Below are 11,800 nucleotides of genomic sequence, written 5' to 3' on the forward strand. Positions count from 1 at the left end.
TTCAGTGGCGCAGCGCCGCCGCCAGCTTGCCCAATTGCCTGACCAGCGCCGGGTAGCGGTCGGCGCTGGTGTTGCCGTAGCCGATCACCAGGCCGTTGTCCTGCGGCTGCGGCGTGATGGCGAAAGTCGACAGCGCGTTCGGATTCATGCCCAGCCGGCGCGCCTGCTCGACGACGGCGCGGTCGGGCACATCGGGCGGCAGCCGCACCGTTAGGTGCAGGCCGCTGTGGCCGCCCAGCACTTCATGGTCGATGCCCAGGTGTTGCGCCAGCGCCTCGCGCAGCGCCGCCTGGCGCTCGCGGTACAGCCGCCGCATGCGGCCCAGGTGACGCGAGAACTGGCCGTTTTCGATGAAGGCGGCCATCGTCAGCTGTTCCAGCCGATGCCCGCCGCGCAGCATTTCCACGATCGAAGGCATGGCCGGCCCGGCGATCGCCTGCGGCAGCACCAGGAAGCCCAGCCGCAGCGCCGGGAACATGGTCTTGCTGAACGTGCCCACGTACAGCACCGGCGCGTCGGGCAGCAGGCCCTGCATCGCGGCGATCGGCTCGCCCTGGTGGCGGAATTCGCTGTCGTAGTCGTCCTCGATGATCCAGGCGCCGGCGCGGCGCGCCCGTTCCAGCAGGTCGAGCCGGCGCGCCAGCGACAGCACGGCGCCGGTCGGGTACTGGTGCGTGGGCGTGGCCTGGATCAGGCGCGGCGGCCGGGTGCGCCAGTCGTCCTCGCTGATGGCCAGGCCGTCTGCGTCGACCCGCATCGCCACCACGTTCAGGTCGCCCGCGTGGAAGGCCGACTTCGCGCCGCGGTAGCCGGGTTCCTCCAGCCAGGCGGTGTCGCCGGGATTGGTCAGCAGTTGCACGCACAGTGCCAGCGCGCCCTGGGCGCCTTCCGTGATGACGATGCGCGAGGCATCGCAATTGACCCCGCGCGACACCCGCAGGTACTGGGCGATGGCTTCGCGCAGCGCGGGTTCGCCCACCGGCGGGCCGTAGCCCAGCGTGGCGGCGGGCGCCGCCTGCAGCGCCCGGTCCTGGGCCCGGCGCCACGCGCTGATGGGAAACTGGGTCAGCGCGGGGGTGCCGGGCGTGAGCGGCAGCGAGCCATCGTTGGGGGCGCGCGTCGCGATGATGCGCGACAGGCGGGCGGCGGTGCGAAAGACGGGCGCCTCGGGCCGGGACGCCTGTCCCGCGGCCGGCCCGGGGGCCGGTCTGGCCGCCTGCTCGGCGGCGCGCCGGGTGGCCTGCTTCGCCGCGCTGGCGGCGGCGGCCGACAGCGGCGCCACGCGCGTGCCCTGGCGGTCGGCGATGACGTAGCCTTCGGCGGTCAACTGTTCGTAGGCGATCAGCACGGTGTTGCGCGAGATGCGCAGTTCGTCGGCCAGCACGCGCGAGGCCGGCAGCTTGCCGCCCGCCGGCAACTGGCCCGCCAGGATGGCCTGCTTGAGCCGCTGGATCAGCTGGCGCTGGCGCGGCAGGGCGCCCGGGCCGCGCGCCAGCGGGCTGGAGAGCAGGGCGGCGGGTTCTGTCATGGCTCTATTAAATTTACGGACCGTGGTGCTTTTTATCATGCCACGGTTTGGCTATCGTGAGAGCGTGCCAGGGTCCGCCGTGACGGAAATTCCCCTGGCGGGCGTCCGCCATTGGCGGCGGCGTTCCCCCAACCTGGAGAGGCCTCGCAGCATGCAACCGCGCGTCAATGCATATCAACAACCCATCGGCCCTGACCTGTCCGGCTGGACGCCGCGCCCGCGTCCGCCGGTGGCGCCGGCGCAGGGCCGCTACTGCCGCCTGGAGCCGCTGTCGGCCGAACGCCACGCGGCGGACCTGCACGCCGCCTTCAGCCAGGCGCCCGATGGCCGCGACTGGACCTACATGAGCGTCGGCCCCTTCGCCGACGCGGCCGCCTACCGCCAGTTCGCCGAGCAGGCGCAGGCCCATGCCGCCAGCGATCCCATGCACCATGCGGTCATCGACCTGGCCAGCGGCCGCGCGATCGGCTCGTTGTCGCTGATGCGCATCGACCCCGCCAACGGCGTCATCGAGGTCGGTTTCGTGGCGTTCTCGCCGCTGCTCAAGCGCACCCGCATCGCCACCGAGGCGCAGTTCCTGCTGATGCGCCGCGCCTTCGACGAGCTGGGCTACCGTCGCTATGAATGGAAGTGCGACAGCCTGAACGCGCCGTCGCGCGCCGCCGCGGCCCGCCTGGGCTTCCAGTTCGAAGGCATCTTCCGCCAGGCCACCGTCTACAAGGGCCGCAGCCGCGACACCGCCTGGTTCTCGATCATCGACAGCGAATGGCCGGCCCTGCGCGCGGCCTACGAGAGCTGGTTGAGCCCCGACAATTTCGACGCCGAGGGCAACCAGCGCCAGGGCCTGGCGGAGCTGATCGCCCGGGAAAAGGCCGCGTGCGCCTGATCCCGGTTGCGTTGGCGCTGTTCTGGGGCCTGAACTGGCCGGCGGTCAAGATCGTGTTGTCGATCTGCCCGCCGTTCACCCTGCGCCTGCTGGGGCTGGGCAGCGGCGCCTTGCTGCTGCTGGCGCTGGCGCGCATGAAAAGGCTGGCGCTGCTGCCGCCGCGCGCCTCGTGGCCGGGCATCGTGGTCGGCGGCATCCTGGCTGTCGCGGTGTTCAACCTGGCGGTGGCCTGGGCCCAGCTCAGCACCAGCACGTCGCGCGCCGCCGTGCTCACGTTCACCATGCCGATGATGTCGGCATTGCTGGCCTGGGCGGTGCTGGGCGAACGGCTGGACCGCCGCCGCGGCCTGGCCTTGCTGCTGGGCGCCGCCGGCGTGGCGGTGCTGGCCTGGCCGGTGCTGCGCGCCATCTTTGCCGATCATGACCTGGCCGCCGCGCGCGGCCTGGTGTTCCCGCTCACCGCCGCCTTCGGGTGGGCCGCCGGCACGGTCTACCTGAAGCGCTGGCCGGTGATGGGGCATCGCATCGTGGTGACGGCCTGGCAGCTGGCGGTGGGCGCGGCCTGCGCGCTGGGTGGCGTACTGCTGGCGGGCGAAGCCTTTCCGACGCAGGGCTGGAGCCCGCGCGTGGCGGGTGCGCTGGCGTTCCACATCGTGCTTGGCACGGCCGTGGCGTACTGGCTGTGGTTCGTGCTGAGCGAACGGGTCAGCGCGACGGTGGCGGCCTTGACCACGTTGATGGTGCCGGTGGTCGGGGTGCTGGGCGCGATGGCGCTGGTGGGGGACCGCCCCGATGCCGCCGACTGGTGGGGCTTCGCGCTGGTGCTGGCGGGCGCGGCGTTGATCGTGTTGAACCTGGGCGGCGGGCGCCGGGCCTGAGGGCCGGCGCATCGATCCGCGCTTCGGCCCGGGCATGCCCCGGACCACAACCGGCGCACCGGCCGGCGTGCCAGCCCGCGCGCCGATCCGCGCAATTCAGGCGCGCTTGCCGCGCCGCAGCTTCTCGCGCAGCAGACCGGCGCCGCTCACCAGCGAGATGCCGGCCAGCACCATCAGCGCGCCGACGACGAAGGCCCCGTCCAGCGGCTCGTCCAGGATCAGCACGCCGAACGACACCCCGAACAGCGGCGTCATGAACGACAGGATCGACAGGCGCGAGGCCAGGTAGCGCCGCAGCAGCCAGAACCACGCCAGGTAGCTCGACAGCGCCACCACCACCGACTGGAACGCCACGCTCAGCATGGCCGCAGGCGTGTAGCGGATGCCGGCGTTGCCGGTGGCCGCCGCATAGACCAGCAGCACCAGCGCGGCGATCGCCATCTGGTAGAACAGGGTCTTGGAAGGCGCCGCTTCCGACAGCGCGGTGCGGCGGATCGCGACCGTGGTGGCGCCCCACAGCAGCCCGCCCAGCAGCCCGAGCGCGTCGCCCAGCAGCATGTTGCTGGCGGCGTTGGCCGCTTGCGGCTGGCCGTTGCCCAGGAAGGCCACGGCGATGCCGCCAAAGGCCACCGCCACGCCCAGCCATTGCAGCGGCGCCATGCGTTCCTCGGGAACGCGCCAATGCAGGCCCAGCGCCGTGAAGATCGGCGCGGTGTACAGGAACACCGACATGTGCGAGGCGGTGGTGTAGACCAGCCCCTGCGCGATCGCCAGGAACTCGAAGCCGAACAGCAGGCCCACCAGCACGCCGGCGCCCAGCGTGCCGTCGCGCAGCGCGCGCGAACCTTCGGCGCGCCACACCACCGCGCCCAGCACCAGCGCGGCGAAGGCCGAGCGCAGGCCGACCTGCATGATGGGCGAGATGTCGGCCGCCACCAGCTTGATGGCGATCTGCTGGAAACCCCAGCACACGCACAACAGCAGCATCACGCTGGTGGCCAGCGTGTCCAACGCCCGGCGGGAAGGGGCCATGGCGGCGGCGACGGCGCTCATGGCAGTTCGGCCGGGTAGCTGTCCAGCGCCAGCCCGATCTGCTGGCGCAGATCCCATTCGGCCAGGCTGGCCTGCACCGGGCCGAAGAAGGCGCCGTCACGGGTCACGAACATGGCCGGCAGGTGGAAGACTTCGTAGCGTTCCACCAGGCCGCCGTTCTCGCCGGCGTCGACCCAGCACACCCGCTGCACCGGCAGGTCCAGCTTGGGCAGTTGTTCGCGCGCGATGCGGCAGGTGCCGCAGGTGCGGCTGTGGAACACCAGCAGCGTGAGGCCAGGCGTGTCCAGCAGGTAGCGGTCGGCGGTGCTGTCGTTCAGTTCTATTTCTTCCATGGCGGCGTCGGGGTAGTTATCGGGACAACACGCGATCCAGTTCCAGCACGGTCTGGTACAGCACGCGGGTGCCGTCCAGTAGCTGCGCCGGCTCGATCCACTCCTCGGGGCAGTGGCTGCGCCCGTTCAGGCAGGGGATGAAGATCATGCCGATGGGGCCGGTGGGCGCCATGTAGACGGCGTCGTGGCCGGCGCCGCTGGGCAGCCGCATGCTGGCGTAGCCGAGCTGGTCGGCGGCGGCCTGCACCGCGTCCATCACCAGCGGCGTGCAGTCGGTGGGCTGGGCCCGGCTCAGTTGCACGAAGCCGGCGGTCAGGCGCAGCGCCTTCAGGTCGGCGGCCACGCCAGCCATCAGCGTTTCGGGGAAAGCGTCCAGCACGGCGTTGCTGTCGCTGCGCATTTCCAGCGTTAGTTCGACGCGGCCGGGCACGGCGTTGGCGGCGTTGGGCGTCATGGCGAGCTTGCCGACGGTGGCGACCACGTAGTGCGGGTTGCCGCTGGCGGCGCTGGCCTGGCGGCTGGCGGCGTCGATGATGCGGGCCGCGCCCACCAGGGCGTCGCGGCGGATGTCCATGGGCGTGGTGCCGGCGTGGTCGGGCTGGCCTTCGACCGTGATCAGCACGCGGCGGATGCCGACGATGTTGGTGACCACGCCGATGGGCAGCTGGCGGCTTTCCAGCACCGGGCCTTGCTCGATGTGCAGTTCGACGAAGGCGGCCGTGCCGTCCGGGCCGCGCAGGGGCTGGGTCAGCGCGGTCGGATCGCCGCCGATGCGGGCGATGCCCTGCGCCAGCGTCTCGCCGTCGGCGTTGCGCGCGGCCAGCATGTCGGCGCTGAGTTGGCCGCTCAGGGCGCGGCTGCCGACGCAGGAGATGCCGTAGTCGCTGGGTTCTTCCGACAGGAAGTCGATGACCTCGAAGGGATGCTCCAGTTCGATGCCGTGTTCGTGCATCGTGTGGGCGACCTCGATGCCGGCCAGCACGCCGATGATGCCGTCGAAGCGGCCGCCGCTCATGACGGTGTCGCAGTGCGAGCCGGTGGCGATGGGCTGGCGTTGCGCGTTGCGGCCGGCGCGGGCGCCGATGAGGTTGCCGCCGGCGTCCAGGCGGGTGGTCAAACCCGCGGCCTCGAATTCACCGCGCAGCCAGTCGCGCGCTTCGAGGAACAGCGGCGAAAAGGCGCGCCGGGTCCAGGGCTGGTCGGGCAGGGTGTAGCGTGACAGGGTCTCGACGCGCTGCCAGAGGCGCGCGGCGTTCAGGGGGGGGAAAACGGGTGAGGCGGTGGGCATGGAGGTTCCAGGAATTGCATCGGCGATTATGGCATGTGGGACACGCGCCGCCCCACCAATCCCAGCGAGGCGCGCCGGGCCCAGCGCTGCATCATCAGCACCGCCACCACCGCCAGCCCGATGGCCAGTCCGCTCCAGATGCCGACCCCGCGCCAGCCGGCCTGGAAGGCCAGCCAGGCGCCGCAAGGCAGGCCCACGCCCCAATAGCCGATCGCCGCGTAGATCATCGGCACGCGGGTGTCGTGCAGGCCGCGCAGCATGCCGGCGCCCAGCACCTGCGCGCCATCGACGATCTGGAACACCGCCGCCACCGCCAGGTAGCTGACCGCGAAGGCCAGCACCTTGGCGTTGGCCGGATCGTGCACATCCATGAACACCGACACCAGCGCGTACGGCACGGTCACCATCAGGGCCGCGGCGATCACCATCGAGCCGATGCCCAGGCCGAATGCGCTCCAGCCGGCGCGCGTCACGCCGACGCCGTCGCCCGCGCCCTGGGCATAGCCGACCCGCACCGTGGCCGCCTGCGCCACGCCGTAGGGGATCATGAAGGTCACGCTGGCGATCTGGATGGCGATGGCGTGCGCCGCCAGCTCGGCCTCGCCCAGCCAGCCGATGAGGAAGGCGGCGGCGTTGAAGATGGTGACTTCGAACGCGGTCGCCACGGCGATCGGCAGGCCCAGCTTCCAGAACGCCCGCAAGCGCTGCCAGTCGGGTTGGAGCAGGCCGCTGAACAGCCGGTAACGGCGAAAGCGCCGGTCGCGCAGCACCACGATCACCATGCCCACGAACAGCGACAGGCTGGCCAGCGCGCTGGCCACGCCGGCGCCGATCAGGCCCAGGGCCGGCGCGCCCAGGTTGCCGAACACCAGCACCCAGTTGCCGAAGACGTTAAAGAGGATCGCGCCCACTGCCACGATGAAGGCCCAGCGCGGCTGCTGCAGCGCGGCCACGAATGAGCGCAGCACCAGGAAGCCCAGGAACGGCGGCATCGCCCACAGCAGCGCCCGCAGGTACTGGCCCGCCGGCGCGGCCAGCTCGGGCGGCTGGCGCAACAGCAGCAGGATATGCTCGCCGAACCACAGCGCCAGGCAGCCCGGCACCGAGATCAGCACCGCGCTCCAGAAGCCCTGGCGCACCGTGCGGCGCACCTCGCGCACCGAATTGCGGCGCGCGCCCTCGGCATGCGCGGCCATGGGCGCGGTGGCGCTGACCAGGCCCAGCGCGAAGAACGCGATCGCCGAATACAGGTTGGCGCCCAGCGCGCTGGCCGCCAGCGGCTGCGAGCCCAGGTGGCCGATGAACATCACGTCCGTCACCGTCATCGCGATCTGCGCCAGGTTGGTCAGCACCAGCGGCAGGCTGAGCAGCAGGGTGGCGGTGATTTCACGTTTCCAGGCGGCGCGGCGAAGGGCGGGCATGCGGCTTCTCTTGTGGACGAAGCCCGCATCTTAAACGTCGTTCGGGGTTAACCCGGATATTTCCCCTGGTCCGCGCGGGACATCGCGTTGACGCGTCCACGCGCGGGGCTCATGCCGCGCGTCAGGGCGCGCGCCAGGCCGGCGGGCGCTTTTCCAGGAAGGCGCTCACGCCTTCGCGCGCTTCCTCGGAGGCGCGCGCCGCGGCGATGCGCTCGACCGAATCGGCCACCAGCGCGTCATCCAGCGGCTGGCCGGCGAAATCCCGCACCAGCCGTTTGCTGGCCTGCACCGCCTGCGGGCCGTTATCGCACAGCGCGCGGCAGACGGCGCCGGCCTCGTCCTGCAACCGCGCCAGCGGCACGACGCCGTGCAGCAGGCCCATGCGGTATGCGGCGGCGGCGTCGAAGCGTTCAGCCGTCAGGAAGTAGCGGTTGGCCGCGCGTTCGCCCATGGCGCGGATCACGTACGGGCTGATGGTGGCCGGCAGCAGGCCCAGGCGGGTTTCCGACAGGCAGAACTGCGCGTGATCGGCGGCGATGGCGACGTCGCAGGCCGCCACCAGGCCCATGCCGCCCGCGTAGGCGTCGCCGTTGACCGCCGCCACCACGGGCTTGGCGCAGGACCAGATGGCGCGCAGCATCCGCGCCAGGCGGCCGGCGTCGGCGCGATTGTCGGCGTCGCTCAGCGTGGCCATCTTGCGCATCCAGTTCAGGTCGCCGCCCGCGCAGAACGCCTTGCCCGCGCCAGTCAGCAGCAGCACCCGCACGGCCGGATCGTCCGCCGCCTCGCGCACGGCCGTGGTCAGCGCCGCGATCAGCGTCTCGTCGAAGGCGTTGCGCATGTCCGGGCGGTTCAGCGTCAGTCGGGCGATGGGGCCGTCGCGGTCCACCAGCAGCGGGGGCGGGGTGCTCATGCGGGTCTCCAGATTATTGATTGGTGCTCAATTAATAACCTGATACTGCGTATTGTTTCCATAGGGTAATACGCGAGTCACGCGTGTTTTCGGGTCGGATATTGAGTTATCCTCAAAAAAATGACAACGGAGCGAGACATGCACCATCCCCCCGACGGCGCCGCCGCGACGGCGCGCTACGCGTCGGTCTTCCGGCCGGGCCTGTTCGACGGCAAGACCGTCATGGTCACCGGCGGCGGCAGCGGCCTGGGGCGCTGCACCGCGCACGAGCTGGCCTCGCTGGGCGCGCGCCTGGCGCTGGTGGGCCGCAAGCCGGAAAAGCTGGAGGCCGCGCGCGATGAACTGGCGCGCATCTATCCCGAGGCCGCCGACCGCATCACGCTGCACGCCTGCGACATCCGCGGCGAAACCGGCGTGCGCGGCGCGGTGGCCGACGCGCTGGCCGCGCATGGCGCCATCGACGGCCTGTTCAATTGCGCCGGGGGCCAGTTTCCGGCGCCGCTGGAGCAGATCAGCTTCAATGGCTGGAACGCGGTGGTGCAGAACAACCTGCACGGCACCTTCCTGATGGCGCGCGAGGTCTACACCCAGCACATGCGCCAGCACGGCGGCGCCATCGTCAACATGCTGGCCGACATCTGGGGCGGCATGCCCGGCATGGGACACTCCGGCGCGGCCCGCGCCGGCGTCTGGAACTTGACCGAAACGGCGGCCTGCGAATGGGCCCATGCCGGCGTGCGCGTGAACGCGGTGGCGCCCGGCTGGATCGCCTCAAGCGGCATGGACAGCTACGACGAGGACTACCGCGCGGTGTTGCGCGGGCTGGCCGCCAAGGTGCCGTTGCAGCGCTTCGGCACCGAAGCCGAACTGGCGGCGGCGGTGGTGTTCCTGCTGTCGCCGGCGGCGGCCTTCATCAACGGCAGTGTCATCCGCGTGGATGGCGGCGTGCCCAACGCGCGCCACTCCTGGACCCTGCCGCCGGCCGCGCGCGGCGAGACCTACGACGGCTTTCCTCAGTACGCGCCGCCGTCCTTGTTCTCGGCGGACTGAAGCCGATGCAGGGCGTCTTGCACCTCGCCCCGGAATTGCGCCAGCGCCAGCGCGTCGCGGCGCGGCGGCTGCAGCGCCTGCCACAGGAAGTCGACCAACTGGTCGGCGGTGGCCGCCACGTCGACCCGCGTGCCGCGCAGGATGGCGTCCCACAGCACGTGCTCCATCGGGCCATAGACTGCCGATCGCAACAGGCGCAGCGGCATGTCCTGGCGCACGTGGCCGTCGGCCTGGCCCTGCGCCAGGATGCGCATCAACGGCGCGGTGTAGCGCCGCTGCAGGCCGGCGTAGATTTCGCCGAAATCGTCATTGCGGGCGCGGCCCTCGGACAGGATGAAGGCGCACAGCCCGGTGCCCTCGGCCAGCAGGTGGCGCAGGTGCGCATGCACCAGGTAATGCAGTTGGGCCCGCGCGCCCTGCACGTGCGGCAGGTAGTCCTCGACCTTGGCGATGATCTCGTCGTACCAGTCGCTGATGACGCGCACGCACAGCTCGCGCTTGCCGCCGAAGTAGGTGAACACCGTGCCTTCGGACACGCCCAGCCGCTGCGCGATCTCGGTGGTGGTGGCGGCCTGGAAGCCGGCCTCGGAGAACACCTGCCGCGCCACCCGCAGGATGTCCCGTATCCGTTGCTCGGACTTGGCGCTGGCCGGCGGGCGGCGCATCGGGACGGCGGCGGATTTTTCCATGGGTACGGCGGGGCGATGGGAAGTGGCCAGGGCTTACTATCATACCGACCAAAATAGCGACCAAAATAGCGGCCAGGACCGCGACCAAAAGAACAACGACACGGAGACCGATTCATCATGCTGTCCAGAACCGAAACCTACGCGCAGTTGGCGTCCTCCTTCCAATGGCGGGTGCCGGCGGCCTACAACATCGGCGTGGACGCCTGCGACAAGTGGGCCGACGGCAGCGGCCGCCTGGCGCTGATCCACGAGAAAAGCGACGGCAGCCAGACGCGCTACAGCTTCGACCAGATCAAGGCGCGCGCCAACCAGCTGGCCAACGCGCTGCGGCGCCAGGGCGTGCGGCGCGGCGACCGGGTGGCGGTGTACCTGCCGCAGGCGCCCGAGACCGCCGTGACCCACATCGCCGTCTACAAGATGGGCGCGGTGGCGGTGCCGCTGTTCACCTTGTTCGGCGTCGACGCGATCCAGTACCGCCTGGCCGACAGCGGCGCCGCCGCCCTCATCACCGACGCCGAGGGCTGCCGCCGCCTGCAGGAGATCCGCGCCACGCTGCCGGCCCTGAAGACGGTCTATTGCATCGACGGCCCGGGCGAGGGCGAGGCGCTGCCGCTGCACGCCTCGCTGGACGCCGAATCCGAGCAGTTCGAAGCCGAACCCACCGCGGCAGACGATCCGGCCGTCATCATCTACACGTCGGGCACCACCGGCAAGCCCAAGGGCGCGCTGCACGCCCATCGCGTGCTGCTCGGCCACCTGCCGGGCGTGGAGATGTCGCACGAATTCTTCCCCGAGCGCGCCACGCTGATGTGGACGCCGGCCGACTGGGCCTGGATCGGCGGCCTGCTGGACGTGCTGCTGCCGGCCTGGCACCACGGCGTGCCGGTGCTGGCGCGGCGCTTCGAGAAATTCGACGGCGCCGCGGCCTTCGACCTGATGGCGCGCCATGGCGTCACGCACACCTTCCTGCCGCCCACCGCGCTCAAGATGATGCGCGGCGTGGCCAATCCGCCGGCGCCGGATGCGCTGGCGCTGCGCTCGGTGGCCAGCGGCGGCGAATCGCTTGGCGCCGAACTGATCGACTGGGGCCGCCGCGTGCTGGGCGTGACCATCAACGAGTTCTACGGCCAGACTGAATGCAACATGCTGGTGTCGTCGTGCTCATCCCTGTTCGAGCCGCGCATCGGCAGCATCGGCCGCGCCGCGCCCGGACACCGGGTCGCCATCGTGGACGAGCAGGGCGCCGAAATGGCCGATGGCCAGGAAGGCAATATCGGCGTATTGCGGCCCGATCCGGTGATGTTCCTGGGCTACTGGAACAACCCGCAGGCCACCGCCGAGAAATTCGCCGGCGATTACCTGCTGACCGGCGACATGGGCGTGTGCGACGCCGACGGCTTCATCCGCTTCGTCGGCCGCAACGACGACGTCATCACCAGCGCCGGCTACCGCATCGGCCCCGGCCCCATCGAAGACTGCCTGCTCGGCCACCCCGCGGTGCGCATGGCGGCCGTGGTGGGCGTGCCCGATGCCGAGCGCACCGAGGTGGTGATGGCCTACGTGGTGCTGCACGACGGCGTGGCCGGCGACGAGGCGCTGGTCAAGGCGTTGCAAGCGCACGTGCGCACCCGGCTCGCGGCCCACGAGTACCCGCGCCGCATCCGCTTTGTAACCAGTTTGCCGACCACGGCCACCGGCAAGATCATCCGCCGCTCGCTGCGCGACGGTAGCCACGCATGAGGGCGGCGGACGCGACAAGCGC

The 11,800-nt window shown here is 71.0% G+C and carries 11 protein-coding genes; 4 read left to right on the forward strand and 7 right to left on the reverse strand.

Annotated features, from left to right (window positions below):
* Nucleotide 1: 1 nt before the first annotated feature.
* Nucleotides 2–1,567, reverse strand: coding sequence for a MocR-like pyridoxine biosynthesis transcription factor PdxR (pdxR, locus tag ACVN9Z_RS17565; RefSeq protein ID WP_190277665.1), 1,566 nt, complete (start codon nt 1,565–1,567; stop codon nt 2–4).
* Between the two features lie 112 nt (nt 1,568–1,679).
* Between pdxR and ACVN9Z_RS17570 the strand changes: the two genes are divergently transcribed.
* Both ACVN9Z_RS17570 and ACVN9Z_RS17575 read left to right on the forward strand, forming a co-directional pair.
* Nucleotides 1,680–2,414, forward strand: a complete 735-nt coding sequence (locus tag ACVN9Z_RS17570; RefSeq protein WP_049056891.1) for a GNAT family N-acetyltransferase — start codon at nt 1,680–1,682, stop codon at nt 2,412–2,414.
* Complete coding sequence (locus tag ACVN9Z_RS17575; RefSeq protein ID WP_006384501.1) at nt 2,405–3,292, forward strand: DMT family transporter; 888 nt, start codon at nt 2,405–2,407, stop codon at nt 3,290–3,292. Before ACVN9Z_RS17570 ends, ACVN9Z_RS17575 begins: the two co-directional genes overlap by 10 nt.
* A 96-nt stretch (nt 3,293–3,388) precedes the next feature.
* Here ACVN9Z_RS17575 and ACVN9Z_RS17580 read toward each other — a convergent pair whose 3' ends face one another.
* From ACVN9Z_RS17580 to ACVN9Z_RS17600, 5 genes are all read right to left on the reverse strand, one after another.
* On the reverse strand, nt 3,389–4,345 hold the full coding sequence (locus ACVN9Z_RS17580) for a DMT family transporter (protein WP_006384500.1): 957 nt from the start codon (nt 4,343–4,345) through the stop codon (nt 3,389–3,391).
* Nucleotides 4,342–4,677 carry a thioredoxin family protein gene (locus ACVN9Z_RS17585; protein ID WP_006384499.1) on the reverse strand — a complete coding sequence of 112 codons (336 nt, stop codon included), beginning with the start codon at nt 4,675–4,677 and terminating at the stop codon, nt 4,342–4,344. Before ACVN9Z_RS17585 ends, ACVN9Z_RS17580 begins: the two co-directional genes overlap by 4 nt.
* Before the next feature lie 16 nt (nt 4,678–4,693).
* Entirely contained in the window at nt 4,694–5,965 is a 1,272-nt protein-coding gene (locus ACVN9Z_RS17590; RefSeq protein ID WP_054505552.1) for a Zn-dependent hydrolase, read from the reverse strand.
* Nucleotides 5,966–5,991: 26 nt separating this feature from the next.
* The gene (locus ACVN9Z_RS17595) at nt 5,992–7,386 is read right to left on the reverse strand and encodes an MATE family efflux transporter (protein WP_020927136.1); all 1,395 of its coding nucleotides are present in this window, start codon (nt 7,384–7,386) and stop codon (nt 5,992–5,994) included.
* Between the two features lie 121 nt (nt 7,387–7,507).
* Nucleotides 7,508–8,299 carry an enoyl-CoA hydratase/isomerase family protein gene (locus tag ACVN9Z_RS17600; protein WP_054449369.1) on the reverse strand — a complete coding sequence of 264 codons (792 nt, stop codon included), beginning with the start codon at nt 8,297–8,299 and terminating at the stop codon, nt 7,508–7,510.
* 138 nt (nt 8,300–8,437) lie between these two features.
* Here ACVN9Z_RS17600 and ACVN9Z_RS17605 point away from each other — a divergent pair, with 138 nt between their 5' ends.
* Nucleotides 8,438–9,349, forward strand: coding sequence for an SDR family oxidoreductase (locus ACVN9Z_RS17605; RefSeq protein WP_020927138.1), 912 nt, complete (start codon nt 8,438–8,440; stop codon nt 9,347–9,349).
* Here ACVN9Z_RS17605 and ACVN9Z_RS17610 read toward each other — a convergent pair.
* Nucleotides 9,313–10,038 (reverse strand): TetR/AcrR family transcriptional regulator, encoded by a 726-nt coding sequence (locus tag ACVN9Z_RS17610; RefSeq protein ID WP_049050773.1) that lies wholly within the window; start codon nt 10,036–10,038, stop codon nt 9,313–9,315. The genes ACVN9Z_RS17605 and ACVN9Z_RS17610 overlap by 37 nt on opposite strands.
* Before the next feature lie 117 nt (nt 10,039–10,155).
* On the opposite strand from ACVN9Z_RS17610, the gene ACVN9Z_RS17615 reads away from it, so the two are divergent.
* Nucleotides 10,156–11,778 (forward strand): acyl-CoA synthetase, encoded by a 1,623-nt coding sequence (locus tag ACVN9Z_RS17615; RefSeq protein ID WP_054497772.1) that lies wholly within the window; start codon nt 10,156–10,158, stop codon nt 11,776–11,778.
* The last annotated feature ends 22 nt before the right edge of the window (nt 11,779–11,800 follow it).

The sequence above is a fragment of the Achromobacter sp. KK8 genome (genome assembly GCF_054188005.1).

What these genes read in the sequence shown, in the direction of transcription:
- pdxR (WP_190277665.1), bottom strand. Translation starts at nt 1,567, where the DNA reads ATGATAAAAAGCACCACGGTCCGTAAATTTAATAGAGCCATGACAGAA.
- ACVN9Z_RS17570 (WP_049056891.1), top strand. Translation starts at nt 1,680, where the DNA reads ATGCAACCGCGCGTCAATGCATATCAACAACCCATCGGCCCTGACCTG.
- ACVN9Z_RS17580 (WP_006384500.1), bottom strand. Translation starts at nt 4,345, where the DNA reads ATGAGCGCCGTCGCCGCCGCCATGGCCCCTTCCCGCCGGGCGTTGGAC.
- ACVN9Z_RS17585 (WP_006384499.1), bottom strand. Translation starts at nt 4,677, where the DNA reads ATGGAAGAAATAGAACTGAACGACAGCACCGCCGACCGCTACCTGCTG.
- ACVN9Z_RS17590 (WP_054505552.1), bottom strand. Translation starts at nt 5,965, where the DNA reads ATGCCCACCGCCTCACCCGTTTTCCCCCCCCTGAACGCCGCGCGCCTC.
- ACVN9Z_RS17595 (WP_020927136.1), bottom strand. Translation starts at nt 7,386, where the DNA reads ATGCCCGCCCTTCGCCGCGCCGCCTGGAAACGTGAAATCACCGCCACC.
- ACVN9Z_RS17600 (WP_054449369.1), bottom strand. Translation starts at nt 8,299, where the DNA reads ATGAGCACCCCGCCCCCGCTGCTGGTGGACCGCGACGGCCCCATCGCC.
- ACVN9Z_RS17605 (WP_020927138.1), top strand. Translation starts at nt 8,438, where the DNA reads ATGCACCATCCCCCCGACGGCGCCGCCGCGACGGCGCGCTACGCGTCG.
- ACVN9Z_RS17610 (WP_049050773.1), bottom strand. Translation starts at nt 10,038, where the DNA reads ATGGAAAAATCCGCCGCCGTCCCGATGCGCCGCCCGCCGGCCAGCGCC.
- ACVN9Z_RS17615 (WP_054497772.1), top strand. Translation starts at nt 10,156, where the DNA reads ATGCTGTCCAGAACCGAAACCTACGCGCAGTTGGCGTCCTCCTTCCAA.